17 protein-coding genes are annotated in these 18,848 nt (G+C 54.0%); 12 read left to right on the top strand and 5 right to left on the bottom strand.

The features are described from left to right. Positions 1-70 precede the first annotated feature (70 nt). A complete protein-coding gene (locus CGL_RS09825) occupies positions 71-2,332 on the top strand; it encodes a polyribonucleotide nucleotidyltransferase (RefSeq protein WP_011014796.1) in 2,262 nt (753 codons plus the stop codon). Between the two features lie 112 nt (positions 2,333-2,444). Here CGL_RS09825 and CGL_RS09820 read toward each other — a convergent pair whose 3' ends face one another. Then, the gene (locus tag CGL_RS09820; protein WP_011897393.1) at positions 2,445-3,146 is read right to left on the bottom strand and encodes an AMIN-like domain-containing (lipo)protein; all 702 of its coding nucleotides are present in this window, start codon (positions 3,144-3,146) and stop codon (positions 2,445-2,447) included. A 180-nt stretch (positions 3,147-3,326) separates the two neighbouring features. Between CGL_RS09820 and dapB the strand changes: the two genes are divergently transcribed. The 7 genes from dapB to CGL_RS09785 all read left to right on the top strand — a co-directional run bounded on the left by dapB (position 3,327) and on the right by CGL_RS09785 (position 13,465). After that, on the top strand, positions 3,327-4,073 hold the full coding sequence (dapB, locus tag CGL_RS09815; RefSeq protein ID WP_011014794.1) for a 4-hydroxy-tetrahydrodipicolinate reductase: 747 nt from the start codon (positions 3,327-3,329) through the stop codon (positions 4,071-4,073). A gap of 51 nt (positions 4,074-4,124) precedes the next feature. After that, positions 4,125-4,877, top strand: a complete 753-nt coding sequence (gene thyX, locus CGL_RS09810; protein ID WP_011014793.1) for an FAD-dependent thymidylate synthase — start codon at positions 4,125-4,127, stop codon at positions 4,875-4,877. A 200-nt stretch (positions 4,878-5,077) separates the two neighbouring features. Beyond that, positions 5,078-5,983, top strand: coding sequence for a 4-hydroxy-tetrahydrodipicolinate synthase (dapA, locus tag CGL_RS09805; RefSeq protein WP_011014792.1), 906 nt, complete (start codon positions 5,078-5,080; stop codon positions 5,981-5,983). A gap of 2 nt (positions 5,984-5,985) precedes the next feature. Continuing rightward, positions 5,986-8,142, top strand: coding sequence for a ribonuclease J (locus CGL_RS09800; RefSeq protein ID WP_011014791.1), 2,157 nt, complete (start codon positions 5,986-5,988; stop codon positions 8,140-8,142). Positions 8,143-8,236: 94 nt separating this feature from the next. Then, positions 8,237-8,872, top strand: a complete 636-nt coding sequence (locus tag CGL_RS09795) for a TIGR03085 family metal-binding protein (protein ID WP_003857475.1) — start codon at positions 8,237-8,239, stop codon at positions 8,870-8,872. Positions 8,873-9,090: 218 nt separating this feature from the next. Next, positions 9,091-11,970, top strand: coding sequence for an FtsK/SpoIIIE family DNA translocase (locus tag CGL_RS09790; RefSeq protein WP_011014790.1), 2,880 nt, complete (start codon positions 9,091-9,093; stop codon positions 11,968-11,970). 385 nt (positions 11,971-12,355) lie between these two features. Then, positions 12,356-13,465 (top strand): TerC family protein, encoded by a 1,110-nt coding sequence (locus CGL_RS09785; RefSeq protein ID WP_011014789.1) that lies wholly within the window; start codon positions 12,356-12,358, stop codon positions 13,463-13,465. A 193-nt stretch (positions 13,466-13,658) separates the two neighbouring features. Here CGL_RS09785 and CGL_RS09780 read toward each other — a convergent pair whose 3' ends face one another. Further along, positions 13,659-13,946: a YciI family protein gene (locus tag CGL_RS09780; RefSeq protein WP_003857466.1), complete on the bottom strand. Its 288-nt coding sequence runs from the start codon at positions 13,944-13,946 to the stop codon at positions 13,659-13,661. A 193-nt stretch (positions 13,947-14,139) separates the two neighbouring features. On the opposite strand from CGL_RS09780, the gene pgsA reads away from it, so the two are divergent. The 4 genes from pgsA to CGL_RS09760 all read left to right on the top strand — a co-directional run bounded on the left by pgsA (position 14,140) and on the right by CGL_RS09760 (position 16,708). After that, positions 14,140-14,745: a CDP-diacylglycerol--glycerol-3-phosphate 3-phosphatidyltransferase gene (gene pgsA / locus CGL_RS09775; RefSeq protein WP_003861660.1), complete on the top strand. Its 606-nt coding sequence runs from the start codon at positions 14,140-14,142 to the stop codon at positions 14,743-14,745. 3 nt (positions 14,746-14,748) lie between these two features. Then, positions 14,749-15,267, top strand: coding sequence for a CinA family protein (locus tag CGL_RS09770; RefSeq protein ID WP_011014786.1), 519 nt, complete (start codon positions 14,749-14,751; stop codon positions 15,265-15,267). Between the two features lie 57 nt (positions 15,268-15,324). Then, the gene (locus CGL_RS09765) at positions 15,325-15,648 is read left to right on the top strand and encodes a helix-turn-helix domain-containing protein (protein ID WP_003861658.1); all 324 of its coding nucleotides are present in this window, start codon (positions 15,325-15,327) and stop codon (positions 15,646-15,648) included. A gap of 229 nt (positions 15,649-15,877) precedes the next feature. Beyond that, positions 15,878-16,708, top strand: a complete 831-nt coding sequence (locus CGL_RS09760; protein ID WP_003857458.1) for a PspA/IM30 family protein — start codon at positions 15,878-15,880, stop codon at positions 16,706-16,708. A gap of 75 nt (positions 16,709-16,783) precedes the next feature. On the opposite strand, the gene CGL_RS09755 is transcribed toward CGL_RS09760, so the two are convergent. The 3 genes from CGL_RS09755 to bioY are packed head-to-tail and all read right to left on the bottom strand — an operon-like array spanning position 16,784 to position 18,722. After that, entirely contained in the window at positions 16,784-17,395 is a 612-nt protein-coding gene (locus tag CGL_RS09755; protein WP_003857456.1) for an energy-coupling factor transporter transmembrane component T family protein, read from the bottom strand. Beyond that, positions 17,392-18,084, bottom strand: coding sequence for an energy-coupling factor ABC transporter ATP-binding protein (locus CGL_RS09750; RefSeq protein ID WP_011014785.1), 693 nt, complete (start codon positions 18,082-18,084; stop codon positions 17,392-17,394). Before CGL_RS09750 ends, CGL_RS09755 begins: the two co-directional genes overlap by 4 nt. Positions 18,085-18,116: 32 nt before the next feature. After that, positions 18,117-18,722: a biotin transporter BioY gene (bioY, locus tag CGL_RS09745; RefSeq protein ID WP_003857452.1), complete on the bottom strand. Its 606-nt coding sequence runs from the start codon at positions 18,720-18,722 to the stop codon at positions 18,117-18,119. Between the last annotated feature and the right edge of the window lie 126 nt (positions 18,723-18,848).

Raw genomic sequence — 18,848 nt, 5'->3', positions numbered from 1 at the left:
ACCGCAGAAATCTTCGCGGCGACACCGATGATCGCCGAGCAGAACTAAACATGAGGAGACCTACTCGCATATGAGCGATGTAAAGTACTTCGAAGACACCGAATTTGGCCTGATCGAGGCCGTCGCAACCATCGACAACGGTGACTTCGGAACCCGCACCATCCGTTTTGAAACCGGCCAACTTGCCCGCCAGGCAGATGGTGCAGTGACCACCTACCTCGACGATGACACGATGCTGCTGGCAACCACCACCGCATCCAACCAGCCACGCGAGGGCTTTGACTTCTTCCCACTGACCGTGGACGTTGAAGAGCGTATGTACGCAGCTGGTCGCATCCCTGGCTCTTTCTTCCGTCGGGAGGGTCGCCCATCCACCGAAGCTATCCTGGCTTGCCGTCTCATCGACCGCCCACTGCGCCCAACCTTTGTTAAGGGCCTGCGCAATGAGGTTCAGATCGTTGTCACCGTCATGTCCATGAACCCTGAGGATTACTACGATGTCGTAGCAATCAACGGAGCTTCCGCAGCAACCCGCATCTCCGGACTTCCTGTCTCCGGCGCTGTCGGTGGCGTTCGCATGGCACTGGTTGTTGATGAAAAGCACCCAGAAGGCCAATGGGTTGCATTCCCAACCCACGCTCAACATGAGCAGTCCGTATTTGAAATCGTTGTGGCTGGTCGCCTCGTCGAGCGCAAGCGCGGCAACAAGACCTTCTCCGACGTCGCAGTGATGATGGTGGAAGCTGGCGCTTCCGAAAACGTTGTCAACCGCGTCAAGGACGGTGCACCAGCACCAACCGAAAAGATCGTCTCCGACGGCCTTGAAGCAGCTAAGCCATTCATCGACATCCTGTGCCGCGCACAGGAAGGTCTGGCACAGCGCGTTGGAAACGCAGCCAAGGAATTCCCACTGTTCCCTCCATACACCGACGAGGTGTACTCCGCAGTGGAGCGCAAGGTATCCAAGAAGCTAGCTTCTTTGCTGACCCTGAAGGCAAAGCAAGAGCGCGACGACGCTACCAACGCCTACATGGAAGAAATCGAAGCCGAACTGCTTCCAAAGTTCGAGGCTTCCTACAGCTCAGCAGCTGAAGCGTCCAAGGAAATCCGTGCAGGATACAACGCTGTCATGAAGGCCATCGTGCGCCGCATGATCCTCACCGATCACTTCCGCATCGACGGCCGCGGAGTCACCGACATCCGTGACCTGGCAGTAGAAGTTGAGCTCATCCCACGTGCGCACGGTTCCTCCCTCTTCGAGCGTGGCGAGACCCAGATCCTTGGTGTCACCACCCTGGACATGCTCAAGATGGAACAGCAAATCGACTCCCTGGCACCAGGCGATGCGAAGCGCTACATGCACCACTACAACTTCCCTCCATACTCCACCGGTGAAACCGGACGTGTGGGCTCACCAAAGCGCCGCGAAATCGGCCACGGTGCACTTGCAGAACGCGCAGTTTTGCCAGTAATCCCATCCCGTGAGGAATTCCCATACGCAATCCGTCAGGTCTCTGAAGCTCTGGGCTCCAACGGCTCCACCTCCATGGGCTCTGTCTGTGCATCCACTCTGTCCCTGTACAACGCTGGTGTTCCACTGAAGGCACCTGTTGCAGGTATCGCCATGGGACTTGTTTCCGGTGAAATCGACGGCAAGACCGAGTACGTTGCACTGACCGACATCCTCGGCGCAGAAGACGCATTCGGCGACATGGACTTCAAGGTTGCCGGCACCGCAGACTTCATCACCGCACTTCAGCTGGACACCAAGCTGGACGGCATTCCTTCCAAGGTGCTCTCCGATGCGCTTGAGCAGGCACGCGATGCCCGACTGACCATCCTGAACACCATGGCTGATGTCATCAACGGACCTGATGAGATGAGCAAGTTCGCTCCTCGCATCACCACCGTGAAGATCCCAGTGGCAAAGATCGGTGAGCTGATCGGACCAAAGGGTAAGAACATCAACGCTCTTACCGAAGAGACCGGCGCAAACATCTCCATCGAAGATGACGGCACCGTGTTCATCTCTGCAGCTGACGGCGCATCTGCTGAAGCGGCGATCGAAAAGATCAACGCTCTGGCGAACCCACAGCTGCCAAAGGTTGGCGAGCGCTTCCTCGGAACCGTCGTCAAGACCACCGCATTCGGAGCATTCGTTTCCTTGCTCCCAGGCCGCGACGGCCTTGTTCACATCTCCAAGCTGGGTAACGGCAAGCGAGTAGAAAAGGTCGACGATGTGGTGAAGGTTGGCGAGAAGATTCAGGTCGAAATCGCTGACATCGACAACCGCGGCAAGATCTCCTTGGTCCCAGTTGTTGAAGAGGACTAATTAGTTCTGGCTAGATCGGGCTAGATCGGGCTAAAAATAAATGTGGCGCTAAAACCTTATTGCGAGGTTTTAGCGCCACATTTTTCTATCTGTAGTTGACGGCGTTCCAGCGCTAGTGAACGATGTCCACCACAAGCCTGGTTGGTTCCTGCAGCAATGAGACCGAGTAATTTCGGGGTTGACCAGATACACCAATGAGAACTTGGGAACGGGCTTCAAAAATACTGGTGAAGTTGATGTCTTCAACAATGCCTGCACCAGGATATGATCCGGTATCGATACCTGGAACGACAACCTGATCAGGATATCCAGTGCCTTGAATATTGACGTTGAGGAAGGAATCACCAGCCATCTCAACTGGAAGACCTGACGCCTGCTGAATTGGATCAGTGGCCCAATCGACCCACCAACCAGGTTGGCCATTACCGGCGATATCAAAAACAACTCGTGTGAACGTTTCGTGCTCGGCAACGCGGATGCCAGCGATCGACATATCGGAGTCACCAACTTGAGCCTGCTGCTTCTGATCCATCGACGGGGAACCCAACGGCGGCAAAGCAGTGGGGGAAGGGGAGTTGGTGGACTCTGAACCAGTGGGCTCTGAAGTGGTAGGCGACGGGGCAGCATCTGAAGGCGTGCGAGTTGTGGTGACCGGGTTAGCGGTTTCAGTTTCTGTCACAACTGGAGCAGGACTAGCAGAGGTTGTAGGCGTTGAGCCGCTTCCATCACAAGCACTTAAAAGTAAAGAGGCGGAAACCACAAGCGCCAAGGAACTACCTGCGGAACGGGCGGTGAAGGGCAACTTAAGTCTCATATTTCAAACATAGTTCCACCTGTGTGATTAATCCCTAGAACGGAACAAACTGATGAACAATCGTTAACAACACAGACCAAAACGGTCAGTTAGGTATGGATATCAGCACCTTCTGAACGGGTACGTCTAGACTGGTGGGCGTTTGAAAAACTCTTCGCCCCACGAAAATGAAGGAGCATAATGGGAATCAAGGTTGGCGTTCTCGGAGCCAAAGGCCGTGTTGGTCAAACTATTGTGGCAGCAGTCAATGAGTCCGACGATCTGGAGCTTGTTGCAGAGATCGGCGTCGACGATGATTTGAGCCTTCTGGTAGACAACGGCGCTGAAGTTGTCGTTGACTTCACCACTCCTAACGCTGTGATGGGCAACCTGGAGTTCTGCATCAACAACGGCATTTCTGCGGTTGTTGGAACCACGGGCTTCGATGATGCTCGTTTGGAGCAGGTTCGCGACTGGCTTGAAGGAAAAGACAATGTCGGTGTTCTGATCGCACCTAACTTTGCTATCTCTGCGGTGTTGACCATGGTCTTTTCCAAGCAGGCTGCCCGCTTCTTCGAATCAGCTGAAGTTATTGAGCTGCACCACCCCAACAAGCTGGATGCACCTTCAGGCACCGCGATCCACACTGCTCAGGGCATTGCTGCGGCACGCAAAGAAGCAGGCATGGACGCACAGCCAGATGCGACCGAGCAGGCACTTGAGGGTTCCCGTGGCGCAAGCGTAGATGGAATCCCGGTTCATGCAGTCCGCATGTCCGGCATGGTTGCTCACGAGCAAGTTATCTTTGGCACCCAGGGTCAGACCTTGACCATCAAGCAGGACTCCTATGATCGCAACTCATTTGCACCAGGTGTCTTGGTGGGTGTGCGCAACATTGCACAGCACCCAGGCCTAGTCGTAGGACTTGAGCATTACCTAGGCCTGTAAAGGCTCATTTCAGCAGCGGGTGGAATTTTTTAAAAGGAGCGTTTAAAGGCTGTGGCCGAACAAGTTAAATTGAGCGTGGAGTTGATAGCGTGCAGTTCTTTTACTCCACCCGCTGATGTTGAGTGGTCAACTGATGTTGAGGGCGCGGAAGCACTCGTCGAGTTTGCGGGTCGTGCCTGCTACGAAACTTTTGATAAGCCGAACCCTCGAACTGCTTCCAATGCTGCGTATCTGCGCCACATCATGGAAGTGGGGCACACTGCTTTGCTTGAGCATGCCAATGCCACGATGTATATCCGAGGCATTTCTCGGTCCGCGACCCATGAATTGGTCCGACACCGCCATTTTTCCTTCTCTCAACTGTCTCAGCGTTTCGTGCACAGCGGAGAATCGGAAGTAGTGGTGCCCACTCTCATCGATGAAGATCCGCAGTTGCGTGAACTTTTCATGCACGCCATGGATGAGTCTCGGTTCGCTTTCAATGAGCTGCTTAATGCGCTGGAAGAAAAACTTGGCGATGAACCGAATGCACTTTTAAGGAAAAAGCAGGCTCGTCAAGCAGCTCGCGCTGTGCTGCCCAACGCTACAGAGTCCAGAATCGTGGTGTCTGGAAACTTCCGCACCTGGAGGCATTTCATTGGCATGCGAGCCAGTGAACATGCAGACGTCGAAATCCGCGAAGTAGCGGTAGAATGTTTAAGAAAGCTGCAGGTAGCAGCGCCAACTGTTTTCGGTGATTTTGAGATTGAAACTTTGGCAGACGGATCGCAAATGGCAACAAGCCCGTATGTCATGGACTTTTAACGCAAAGCTCACACCCACGAGCTAAAAATTCATATAGTTAAGACAACATTTTTGGCTGTAAAAGACAGCCGTAAAAACCTCTTGCTCGTGTCAATTGTTCTTATCGGAATGTGGCTTGGGCGATTGTTATGCAAAAGTTGTTAGGTTTTTTGCGGGGTTGTTTAACCCCCAAATGAGGGAAGAAGGTAACCTTGAACTCTATGAGCACAGGTTTAACAGCTAAGACCGGAGTAGAGCACTTCGGCACCGTTGGAGTAGCAATGGTTACTCCATTCACGGAATCCGGAGACATCGATATCGCTGCTGGCCGCGAAGTCGCGGCTTATTTGGTTGATAAGGGCTTGGATTCTTTGGTTCTCGCGGGCACCACTGGTGAATCCCCAACGACAACCGCCGCTGAAAAACTAGAACTGCTCAAGGCCGTTCGTGAGGAAGTTGGGGATCGGGCGAAGCTCATCGCCGGTGTCGGAACCAACAACACGCGGACATCTGTGGAACTTGCGGAAGCTGCTGCTTCTGCTGGCGCAGACGGCCTTTTAGTTGTAACTCCTTATTACTCCAAGCCGAGCCAAGAGGGATTGCTGGCGCACTTCGGTGCAATTGCTGCAGCAACAGAGGTTCCAATTTGTCTCTATGACATTCCTGGTCGGTCAGGTATTCCAATTGAGTCTGATACCATGAGACGCCTGAGTGAATTACCTACGATTTTGGCGGTCAAGGACGCCAAGGGTGACCTCGTTGCAGCCACGTCATTGATCAAAGAAACGGGACTTGCCTGGTATTCAGGCGATGACCCACTAAACCTTGTTTGGCTTGCTTTGGGCGGATCAGGTTTCATTTCCGTAATTGGACATGCAGCCCCCACAGCATTACGTGAGTTGTACACAAGCTTCGAGGAAGGCGACCTCGTCCGTGCGCGGGAAATCAACGCCAAACTATCACCGCTGGTAGCTGCCCAAGGTCGCTTGGGTGGAGTCAGCTTGGCAAAAGCTGCTCTGCGTCTGCAGGGCATCAACGTAGGAGATCCTCGACTTCCAATTATGGCTCCAAATGAGCAGGAACTTGAGGCTCTCCGAGAAGACATGAAAAAAGCTGGAGTTCTATAAATATGAATGATTCCCGAAATCGCGGCCGGAAGGTTACCCGCAAGGCGGGCCCACCAGAAGCTGGTCAGGAAAACCATCTGGATACCCCTGTCTTTCAGGCACCAGATGCTTCCTCTAACCAGAGCGCTGTAAAAGCTGAGACCGCCGGAAACGACAATCGGGATGCTGCGCAAGGTGCTCAAGGATCCCAAGATTCTCAGGGTTCCCAGAACGCTCAAGGTTCCCAGAACCGCGAGTCCGGAAACAACAACCGCAACCGTTCCAACAACAACCGTCGCGGTGGTCGTGGACGTCGTGGATCCGGAAACGCCAATGAGGGCGCGAACAACAACAGCGGTAACCAGAACCGTCAGGGCGGAAACCGTGGCAACCGCGGTGGCGGACGCCGAAACGTTGTTAAGTCGATGCAGGGTGCGGATCTGACCCAGCGCCTGCCAGAGCCACCAAAGGCACCGGCAAACGGTCTGCGTATTTACGCACTTGGTGGCATTTCCGAAATCGGTCGCAACATGACCGTGTTTGAGTACAACAACCGTCTGCTCATCGTGGACTGTGGTGTGCTCTTCCCATCTTCAGGTGAGCCAGGCGTTGACCTGATTCTTCCTGACTTCGGCCCAATTGAGGATCACCTGCACCGCGTCGATGCATTGGTGGTTACTCACGGACACGAAGACCACATTGGTGCTATTCCCTGGCTGCTGAAGCTGCGCAACGATATCCCAATCTTGGCATCCCGTTTCACCTTGGCTCTGATTGCAGCTAAGTGTAAGGAACACCGTCAGCGTCCGAAGCTGATCGAGGTCAACGAGCAGTCCAATGAGGACCGCGGACCGTTCAACATTCGCTTCTGGGCTGTTAACCACTCCATCCCAGACTGCCTTGGTCTTGCTATCAAGACTCCTGCTGGTTTGGTCATCCACACCGGTGACATCAAGCTGGATCAGACTCCTCCTGATGGACGCCCAACTGACCTGCCTGCATTGTCCCGTTTCGGTGACGAGGGCGTGGACTTGATGCTGTGTGACTCCACCAACGCCACCACCCCTGGTGTTTCTGGATCTGAAGCTGATGTTGCTCCAACCCTGAAGCGTTTGGTCGGCGATGCTAAGCAGCGCGTCATTTTGGCGTCGTTTGCTTCCAACGTGTACCGCGTTCAGGCAGCTGTGGATGCTGCCGTTGCGTCCAACCGTAAGGTTGCATTCAACGGTCGTTCCATGATTCGCAACATGGAGATTGCGGAGAAGCTTGGTTACCTGAAGGCACCTCGCGGAACCATTATTTCCATGGATGATGCTTCTCGTATGGCTCCTCACAAGGTCATGCTGATTACCACTGGTACTCAGGGTGAGCCTATGGCTGCGCTGTCTCGCATGGCGCGTCGTGAGCACCGACAGATCACTGTCCGTGATGGAGACTTGATTATCCTTTCTTCCTCCCTGGTTCCAGGTAACGAAGAAGCAGTGTTCGGTGTCATCAACATGCTGGCTCAGATCGGTGCAACTGTTGTTACCGGTCGCGACGCCAAGGTGCACACCTCGGGCCACGGCTACTCCGGAGAGCTGTTGTTCTTGTACAACGCCGCTCGTCCGAAGAACGCTATGCCTGTCCACGGCGAGTGGCGCCACCTGCGCGCCAACAAGGAACTGGCTATCTCCACTGGTGTTAACCGCGACAACGTTGTGCTTGCACAAAACGGTGTTGTGGTTGATATGGTCAACGGTCGCGCACAGGTTGTTGGTCAGATTCCAGTTGGTAACCTTTACGTCGACGGTGTCACCATGGGTGATATTGACGCGGACATCCTTGCAGACCGTACCTCGCTTGGTGAGGGTGGCTTGATCTCGATCACTGCTGTCATCGACAACCGCACTGGCCGTCTGTTGGAGCGCCCAACCGTTCAGACCAGCGGTTTCTCTGAGGATGCAAAGTCCATGATGGGTGAGGTCACTGAGCTGTCCGAAACCACCATGAATGATCTTGCAGCTGAAGGTGAAAACGATCCTTACCGCATGGTTCAGCAGCTGCGCCGCAAGCTCTCTCGCTTCGTCGAGCAGAAGTGGAAGCGCCAGCCGGTCATCATGCCAACCGTCATTCCGATGACTGCGGAAACCACGCACATCGGTGACGATGAGGTTCGCGCTTCACGCGAGTCCCTGTAAAAGCATTTCGCTTTTCGACGTCGCGAGCCCGCAGCACCCAACCTGGGTGCCGCGGGCTCAACGCGTTTCTACACATTGATCTAGTCTTGGTTGCATGAATCTCGCACAAACAGAACGAGCAGCACTTCAAGCATCACTGTTGGAAAAGGGGCCAGACGCACCAACCTTGTGCGGCGAATGGACCACCAAAGATCTTGCGGCACACCTTTATGTCCGTGAGCAAAAGCCAGGAGCAGCGCTGCGCAGCATGCTTCCTGGAAAGCAGGATCCTGCAAAGGAAGAGTTTGAAGAAGCGCTTACCCGACCATATGAGGATGTTGTCAACGCGTGGGCTGAAGGCCCGCAGGGGCTGAATCCATGGCGAGCCCTTGACTCTATTGGCAATAGCATGGAGCATTTCATCCATCATGAAGATGTCCTGCGTGGCGCGTTGCAGCCAGGTGATGAGGTAGAAGTACGCCCCATGGAGCACGCACATGGCAAAGAGCTGCACCGCATTTTAAAACTTCTTGCTCCACGCATGATTAAATCACCGCGTCCAGTGGTTCTAGCTCCGGTGGGTTTTCCGCGGATTGTTCTTCATGAAGGTCGGGGAGTGTCGGCCGATGGTGAAAACGTCTGTCGGATTAGCGGTGGGGTAGGGGAGCTGCTGTTGTGGCTGTCTGGCCGTGATGTTGTGAAACTAACATTTGAAGGCAATCAAGAGGGTGTTGTTCGGGGAAGTTTATAGAAAACTTGGACGAATCGCGTGGTGCTTCTGTGAATAGAGTTGTTTGAGCGACTAGAGTTAAGGCCATGACTGTCAGAAACGGCGCACCCAAGCGGGGAAGCTCACGATCATCGGGAAAGTCGACGGGGCCAAAAACCACCGCGACGACCAGGCGAAGCAAACCAACAACCAGCACCTCTCGGGGTGGCCGGTCAGAGACTGCTGCGTTTACAACATCGATGACCGCTCGACGCGCTGCTGATACTTCTGAAGAACGGACCGGCAGCGCATTTCGCGCTGTGGGATCCGGTATCGGAACGCTATTTGGTGCCACCGCGAGTGGCTTGGGTAAGATGACCCGTTCCATTGGTGAACTTGGTCGTCGTCGAAACGAAGATGTACTCGACGATTTTGATGATTTCGAGGAGGAGATCGCAACGAAACCCGCCACACGAAAATCGCGGAGCAAGGCTGTTGAACCTGAGCCGGAATTCGATGAGGATTTTGATGAGCAATCAGGAAACCGCACTTCTGCCTACGTGGAAGAGCACGCAGACGGCATTGCATTAAGCCTGGTTGGAATTGCAATTGTCTTGGGCGCTGCGGTGTGGCTGGGCATTGGTGGACCGATTGGCACGTTCATCGCCGATATCGTTCACCTCGCTATTGGCGCTGGTGCTTGGATCTTGCCGGTCGGCCTCATTGGGTGGGCTGTCGCGCTCATGCTTCGTTACACTCCAGAGCGTCAAGCTCAGGGCAGGGTGATGTTGGGCATCGGTGTGATCATCGTGTGCATGCTGGCCTTGATTCACCTCTTTGCTGGTAACCCAGCTGAGTGGGAGGGCCGAAAGACTGCTGGCGGTGCCATCGGTGCGTGGATTGGAACCCCGTTGGAACTGGGATTCTCCGTGTTCTTGGCGGTGCCGATCCTGCTTCTGCTGCTGTTCTGGGGAGCGTTGAAAACCACGGGAATTTCGATTCGTGAGTTCATCGAATTTGCGGGTGGCTTCTTTGGCTTCGCAGGATTTAACCGCGATGAAGATGAATTCGACGAGGAAGACGATGATCTCTACGGACACGTGGAACGCGAGCTGGAATCCCGCGCGAGCGGTCGTGCACCAAGTAGAACCCCTAGCCGAGCGCTGCCTAAGGCTGCGCCACGTCGCACCCCACCTCTGACTCCGCCACCGGCACCAGTTCCTGCGCCAGCCCCAACACCTGCGCGCCGCCCAGCGGCCTCGCTGGATAAGTATCCCGTGGATGACGCGAAGGCCGAGGCCCCCGCGGAACCGCAGGTGAAGCAGAGGGAGGCGTCGACAAGCATCTTGAAGAAGCCCAGCGTCACCGAAACTGATGAGTTCCCAGCGGTGACCGAGGAAGATCTGGCGCCGGCGCCGGCGTCGGATGCGGTGGCAGCGTCGAGGGAAAGCATGCGTCAGGCGATTATTGCGCGATCGGGCAAGGATCCCGTCGTGGAGAAGAAGCCTGCGGCACCTGCTCCTGTAGCGCCGACCCCTGCCGACATTGTCAGCGATGGCGACAGCACTTATGTGTTGCCGAGTGCCGATCTGCTGATTCCAGGCGAGCCAGCGAAGCTTCACTCAGAGACCAACGATCGCATGATCGAGGCCATTACTGACGTGTTCAGTGAGTTCAATGTTGATGCGACCGTGACTGGTTTCTCCCGTGGCCCGACAGTCACGCGCTATGAAATTGAGCTGGGACCTGGTGTGAAGGTTTCTAAAATCACCAACCTGCAATCCAATATTGCCTACGCTGTGGCGACTGAGAATGTTCGTCTGCTGACCCCAATTCCAGGTAAATCAGCAGTCGGTATTGAGGTGCCAAACTCTGACCGTGAGATGGTTCGCCTGGGTGATGTGCTCAATGCGCGTGCCACCGTGGAAAACAAAGACTCCATGCTCATTGGTTTGGGTAAGGATATTGAAGGCGACTTCGTGTCCTACTCCGTGCAGAAAATGCCTCACCTTCTTGTGGCTGGTTCCACCGGTTCTGGTAAGTCGGCGTTCGTGAACTCGCTGCTGGTGTCACTGCTCACGCGTGCAAAGCCAGAAGAAGTCCGTCTGATTCTGGTGGACCCAAAGATGGTGGAACTCACACCATACGAGGGCATTCCACACCTGATTACGCCGATCATTACCCAACCAAAGAAGGCCGCGGCAGCACTGCAGTGGCTGGTTGAGGAAATGGAACAGCGCTACATGGACATGAAACAAACCCGTGTGCGCCACATCAAGGACTTCAACCGCAAGATTAAATCTGGCGAAATTGAGACCCCTCCAGGATCCAAGCGCGAATACCGTGCGTACCCATACATCGTGTGTGTGGTCGACGAGCTCGCTGACCTGATGATGACCGCACCGAAGGAAATCGAAGAGTCCATCGTGCGCATCACCCAGAAGGCACGTGCCGCCGGTATCCACCTCGTGCTGGCAACGCAGCGCCCATCCGTGGACGTTGTGACCGGTCTGATCAAGACCAACGTTCCTTCACGTTTGGCTTTCGCAACCTCATCGCTAACTGACTCCCGCGTTATTTTGGACCAGGGTGGCGCTGAAAAGCTGATCGGCATGGGCGACGCGCTGTTCATCCCACAGGGTGCCGGCAAGCCACAACGTATCCAGGGTGCCTTTGTCACCGATGAAGAAATCCAAGCGGTCGTGGACATGGCCAAGGCTCAGCGCCAGCCTGAATACACCGACGGTGTCACCGAAGATAAGGCTTCCGAAGCTAAGAAGATCGATGCCGATATCGGAAACGATCTGGAAGATCTCCTCGAAGCAGTCGAACTCGTGGTGACCTCACAAATGGGATCCACCTCCATGCTGCAGCGCAAACTGCGCATCGGTTTTGCCAAGGCCGGACGCCTCATGGACCTCATGGAAACCCGCGGTGTGGTGGGCCCATCCGAAGGCTCTAAGGCTCGTGAAGTTTTGGTCAAGCCAGAAGAGCTGGAAACCATTTTGTGGATGCTTAAAGGTGCAGACCCCGCCGACGCACCGAAGGAAGAGACCTGGGATGACGAGGTGGCAGCGGAAGCTGAAGAAGCGGCTAACACCACCGTCGTGCAGGCTGATCCTTCCAAGGGAGTGTGTTAAGGCTTTAGGAGCCTAGTGGCTCTGGATGTTGAGTCGGGCGTGTTCGCACAGTTTGCGGTTTTAGACTGCTTTGAACTGTGGGAGCATGTCCGATTCTTTTTGCTTAAGTCGGGTTGAGTTTCTGCGGTTTTAGCTTCGGGGCGGTGACGGGGTAGCAATTTCCCACCATCTGGGTTATAGTTTTCCCGTATTGGAGGGGAGTACCCCACAAGCAGCGTTGATCGTCAACACGGAAATCAAACTTTAAAGAATTTTAGGTTGTGAATTCCCGGTCACACTGGCCCATTTTGTTTTTCAGATGCATGTTAGATGCGTTGAGGGACAAGGGTGGGGGAGACCTCCGGTTCTTAAATTGTCTAACCAAGAACCGGAGGTTCTTTTTGTCATGGAAGTAAACTTAGCCACATGGCTAATCACTATCGCAGTGATTGCTGGCTTCTTCATTTTCGATTTCTATTCCCACGTCCGCACCCCACACGAGCCCACTATCAAAGAATCCGCATGGTGGAGCCTCTTCTACGTAGCCCTCGCCTGTGTTTTCGGCGTGTTCCTCTGGTTTGCTTGGGGCGAGCCAGGTAACCCACACCAGCACGGCATTGAGTTCTTCACCGGTTACGTGACAGAGAAGGCGTTGAGTGTTGATAACCTCTTCATCTTCGCGCTGATCATGGGTTCTTTCAAGATTCCTCGCAAGTACCAGCAGAAGGTTCTGCTCATCGGTATCGCGCTGGCACTGGTCTTCCGCCTGGCATTCATCCTCGCAGGTGCTGCAGTTATCGAAGCCTGGTCCGATGTCTTCTACATCTTCTCCATCTGGCTGATCTACACCGCTGTGAAGCTCCTGTGGGACGAAGTTCGAGACACCCCTGAGACCGACCCGAACGACATGTTCATCATTAAGGCGCTGCGCAAGGTCATTCCGGTTACTGAGGGCTACCACGGCGACAAGCTCACTCACCGCTTCGGAGGCAAGCTGCACCTGACCCCACTGTTCGTTGCACTTGTATCCATCGGCATGGTTGACCTGATGTTCGCACTGGACTCTATCCCAGCGATTTACGGCATCACCACGGAGCCTTACATCGTGTTCACCACTAACGCATTCGCCCTGCTGGGTCTGCGCCAAATGTACTTCCTGCTTGACGGCCTGCTTGACCGCCTGGTCTACCTGCCTTATGGCTTGGGTCTTATCCTGCTGTTCATTGGTGCAAAGCTTGGTCTGCATGCACTGCACGAAAACAACCTGCCATTCATCAACGGTGGTGAAAACGTCTCCGTACCTGAGGTTTCCACCGTGTTCTCCTTGGTCTTCATCATTGGTGTCCTGACAATCACCGTCATCGCATCCATCATCAAGAACAAACGCGACGAAAACCAGGGCGGTATTCCACCAAAGTGGAACGCTGCAAAGTATGAGGGCGACAACTGGGAGACCGGTGAGGAGCCTGAAACCGGATCCGCCACCGTTACCGATATCTCCTCAGAGAAGAAGTAACAGCATTACTTAAAATAAAGGGCCAGCACCGAGGAGTTTCGGTGCTGGCCCTTTAGCCATACGACGCTGGTTTAGGCAGCAACGCTGGTTTAGGCAGCAACGCTGGTTTAGGCAGCAACGCTGGTTTAGGCAAGCGAGAAGGCACCTGACTTTCATACAAGCCAAGCGCCAAAATTGTTAAAGAAAAAGTTGCCTAGAAATCTTTGGTCACAGGGTTCCAGCTACGGATGACGCGGTTGTCCAGCACGTTTTCTACGTGGAATGGATCATTGTTCATCAGGGTTTCAGCATCAACAAGGTTGGAGCCTTCTTCCAACTTGATGACAATCAGCGCGCCACCGTCGCCGTCCACGAAAGGACCGGAGCCAACGATTTTGCCCTCCGCATGAAGGTTGGCAATGAACTCGCGGTGGACGGTACGAACTTCAGCGACTTTCTCGCTGTCTGGGTTGTATGTGTAAAGCACGGCAAAATAAGTCATAACAGGTAAGTTTAGGCGTCTAGACGTACACTAAACGGAATTTGGTTCACTTATATTCTTCTCTTGCTTTTGTGGCGCTTCGTCCGTCGAGAGGTTTTTAGGAATAGAGTGGGCTCAAGCTTTGTGACAAGTTTTTTGGAGAAATCATTACTAGTCGTAGTCTTCAATTTGGGTGCAGGTAGGGTGGAACACCGTGAGTGATGTATCAGCAGGCGTAAATGGCGCACAAGATCCAAGCAATCAAGCGGTCAAGCCTTCCAACTGGAACCTTCCGAACTTCTTGACCAGCTTGCGTATCATTGTCATCCCTTTGTTTGCGTGGCTTACGCTTAAAGGTGAGACGGAAAACAATGCTTTTGCCTGGTGGGCGTTGGTTGTTTTCATTTTGCTCATGATCACCGACAAGCTTGACGGCGATATTGCGCGAGCACGTGGCCTGGTCACTGACTTTGGCAAGATCGCGGATCCGATTGCCGATAAGGCGTTGATGACCACAGCATTTGTCTGTTTCAACATCATCGGCATTTTGCCCTGGTGGGTCACTGCGTTGATTGTGCTTCGAGAGTTCGGCATTACCATCTGGCGTTTCTTCCAACTGCGCGCTGGAAATGTTGTGCCTGCATCAAAGGGGGGCAAGCTTAAGACTGCTCTGCAGACTGTTGCCGTTGCTCTGTATCTGTGCCCTTTCCCAAGTTGGATGGATATTCCAAGCCAGATCGTCATGTATGCAGCGCTGATCGTCACCGTGGTCACGGGTCTGCAGTACCTGTGGGATTCACGAAAGTCCGCAGAAAGCTAGACCATGTCGGAGAATCTGGCGGGGCGAGTGGTGGAGCTGTTGAAATCGCGCGGTGAAACGCTGGCGTTTTGTGAATCCCTCACCGCCGGCCTTGCCAGTGCGACGATCGCAGAGATCCCCGGCGCCTCAGTGGTACTTAAAGGCGGGCTGGTCACCTATGCCACCGAGCTTAAGGTTGCGCTTGCCGGTGTGCCGCAGGAGCTTATCGACGCGCACGGCGTTGTTTCCCCGCAGTGCGCCCGTGCGATGGCAACGGGGGCCGCACACAGATGCCAGGCAGATTGGGCGGTTTCGCTCACGGGCGTTGCTGGCCCCAGCAAACAAGATGGTCATCCGGTGGGGGAAGTGTGGATCGGAGTGGCTGGTCCTGCGCATTTTGGGGCGTCGGGAACAATTGACGCGTATCGTGCGTTTGAAAGTGAACAACAGGTAATATTGGCTGAATTGGGACGGCATCATATTAGAGAGTCTGCTGTGCAGCAAAGCTTTCGCCTGCTGATTGACCATATTGAGTCGCAGTGACTCAAGTTTCCAGGTAAACTGGGAACAAATTTTAGGGAAAGGGAGTTGAACCTAACGATGGTTACTTATACAACCCTTCTAGACAAGCCGATTTCAGAATCTGCCCCACGGAAAGCTCCAGAGCCACTTCTCCGCGAAGCTCTGGGTGCAGCTCTTCGTTCTTTCCGTGCTGACAAGGGCGTTACTTTGCGTGAGCTGGCGGAAGCTTCACGTGTGTCACCTGGTTATCTTTCAGAATTGGAACGCGGCCGCAAAGAGGTGTCCTCTGAGCTTCTTGCCTCCGTGTGCCACGCTTTGGGGGCCAGCGTTGCGGATGTGTTGATCGAAGCTGCAGGTTCCATGGCGCTGCAAGCAGCGCAGGAAGACCTCGCTCGCGTCTAAGCGCATGGGTGGGCGTCGAAAAGCAGTAAAAGATTGCTTTTCGACGCCCATTGTTGGCTTCATAGCGCTAATATGGACGGCGTCGAGGTTCCGCTAACTTCATACCGCTAAAATTACATGTGGCGTGAAGGCAGTTGTGCCGGTATACGTGGCGTCATGGATAATGATCGCATAAATGAATACAGCGAAATTACCTGTTTCAGATATTTAGGAAGGCTCACTTTTCAACATGGCTAATCCATTCTCCAAGGCATGGAAGTACCTCATGGCGTTGTTCGACTCCAAGATTGAGGAGAACGCGGATCCTAAGGTACAGATCCAGCAAGCCATCGAAGATGCTCAGCGCCAGCATCAGGAGCTCTCCCAGCAGGCAGCAGCTGTTATTGGTAACCAGCGTCAGCTTGAAATGCAGCTGAACCGCCGTCTGGCTGAAATTGAGAAGCTGCAGGGCAACACCCGCCAGGCTATCCAGCTGGCTGACAAGGCTCGCGCTGACGGTGATGTCAAGAAGGCTACTGAGTACGAAAACGCCGCTGAGGCTTTCGCTGCACAGCTGGTTACTGCTGAGCAGTCCGTTGAAGATACCAAGCAGCTCCACGACCAGGCTCTGCAGCAGGCTGATCAGGCTAAGAAGGCTGTGGAGCGTAACTCCATGGCTTTGCAGCAGAAGGTTGCTGAGCGCACCAAGCTTCTGAGCCAGCTGGAGCAGGCGAAGATGCAGGAAAAGGTTTCCGAGTCCCTGAAGTCCATGGATTCTTTGACCTCCGGCAGCACTCCTAACCTGGATCAAGTTCGTGAGAAGATTGAGCGTCGTTACGCTAACGCGCTTGGCCAGGCTGAGCTTGCGTCCAACTCTGTTGAGGGCCGCATGGCTGAGGTTGAGCAGGCTGGCGTTCAGATGGCTGGACACTCCCGCCTTGAGCAGATCCGCGCTGAGATGGCTGGTGGTTCCCTGACCGCTGGTAACAAGCAGGAGTCCATTGAGGCTCCTGCAGCGGGCAACAACGTCACTGATGACGCAGTTGCACAGCGCATGCGTGAGCTGCGCGGCGAGGCTTAAACCTGCCACAGCAGACTAAAAGCGGGGCTCGTACTTTCGTTAGTACGAGCCCCCTTTGCTATGTGTTGAAAGAAATTAATCGCCGGCACCACGTGCGAGAAGAGCATCGCCGATATTGCGGGCCCTCTTTATTGATCTGATGATCACAGGCGTGCCAAACGCGGCGATAGAAAAACCGGCACCACGAGCTTTACGGGCATCGAGGACTTCCTTCACCGTGGCTAATTGCAGCGGAATGAGCCGAATCGTGAGAGAAATAGCCAAGGTGATCGTCTCTACTGGCAGGCCAAAACGTGCAAAAGGCTGCAACATCCGCTCAACTGCATTCATGAGCGCTTCCAACCGCGTGGTCAACGTCAACAACATGGCGGCCATCACCGCGGAAAACAGCGTGAGCACTGTGGTTGCCGCGAAATCAAAGCCGCGCTGCCACCACTGAAACGCACCGAGCATGATCAAAATCGGCAGCACTGGCCACAACTGCTCCCACGCGACCTTCAGCGGAATCTTCGCCAGCACGTAAAACACCACTGCAATCCCCACCAAAATCAACCCATGAACCGGGGTAGAAGCCGCGATGGAGCCGCCGATGATGAAAAACAGCAGAAGTGGGAATTTCCACAAAGCAGGAAAAGAATGAACAACAGATTGCTTATCGACGTAAAAACCTAAAGGAATACTGTTCATTTCGCAGGTTCCGCCATAAGCGATACGTACAGGTCAATGGACTTTTGCGGAGGGCCATCAGCAGCGATTTTATGATCATTGATGCAAATGACCCGCTCAAAATCGCTGAGGAAATCTAAATCATGGCTGACAACGATTAATTGCTGCTCGAGTTTATTGAACACGTCTTTGATCATCAGCCTATTGCGCAGATCCAGCAGGGTAGTGGGCTCATCAGCGATGATCACTTCTGGCTCCAAAATCAGTACTGCAGCCAGCGCTAACAACTGCTTTTGACCACCGGATAGGGTGTGCGGTGATTGATCTGCATGCTCGCTCAAGTTGAATCGCGCCATCATCTCGTCGACACGTTGCGCCTTTTCAGCGCGTGGCATTTTGTGCCGGCGAAGCGAGAAGGCAATATCCTCACGCACAGTTGGCATCACGATCTGGTTTTCAGCGTCAGAGAAGACAAATCCAACCTTCTTGCGAACTTCCCGTCCGGAATGCGAGACGTCAAGGCCATCAACTAGAACACGCCCTGTGGTTGGTTCGCCGAGACCATTGATCATTCTGATGAGCGTGGATTTTCCACCGCCGTTAGCCCCGATGATGCCAATGCGTTGTTCTGTCAGTTTTAACGATAGGGGCTCTAAAATGAGCGAGTCATCGTAGCGTACTTCAGTGTTGTCAAAAATGATCTCGGGCATGAACTGCAATTCTGAGGAAAAGTGGGTTGGAACTATTTCTTACGGATGTCAGGGAATGCTGCATGAACTCCAGCGGCGATTATGACCATGACGGTGATCTTGGCCAAATCTGGCAGCACAAAGGCACCTTGAGCAATTGTTGCTTCACTCAAGCTTAGACCCGCACGAAGGACGAGACCCACGATGCCGCAAGCGTATTGGGTGATCAGACCCGCGAGACCCGCCAGGCCTAAAACGATGAACATTCCAGCGCCACGCTTTTTAGGTGCGAGGTAAGCGATGATGCCTGCAACAAGTGGGGAAATGAGGTAACCCACGATGTAGCCAGCTGTTGGGCCAGCAAGTGCGGCCAAAGTGGTACGACCACCTGCAAGGACAGGCAGGCCAATCAGGCCGAGTGCCAGGAACAGCAAAGCAGTGAGAAAACCACGTCGACCACCAAGAATCAGGCCAGCCAAAACGATGGAGGCATTCTGCAAAACAATAGGCACTCCCGCTGTGCCAACTGGGATGGAAACAAAAGCAAGCACAATGATCAGTGCTGCAAAAACTGCAATAAGCGCGATGTCTTGGAGCTGTTTACGTGAAGACTGCTTCTTTAGCGGAGTCACAGTTGCAGGAGAAGAGGATGTAGGCATGAAAAAATCATACACCTGAACAGTGTTCAACAAGCAAGCTGGATGTTTTGAACAGCGTTCATGTGGGGGATGGGGGCTGAAATTTCTCAACTGGATCCAACTGTCAGATATGTAGATATTGTTGCA

Origin of the sequence: Corynebacterium glutamicum ATCC 13032 (assembly GCF_000011325.1) — a bacterium.
In the GTDB taxonomy this organism is placed as follows: Bacteria; Actinomycetota; Actinomycetes; order Mycobacteriales; family Mycobacteriaceae; genus Corynebacterium; species Corynebacterium glutamicum.
Note: the sequence above shows the minus strand (reverse complement) of the source record. Positions and strands in the feature narration are given on the sequence as shown.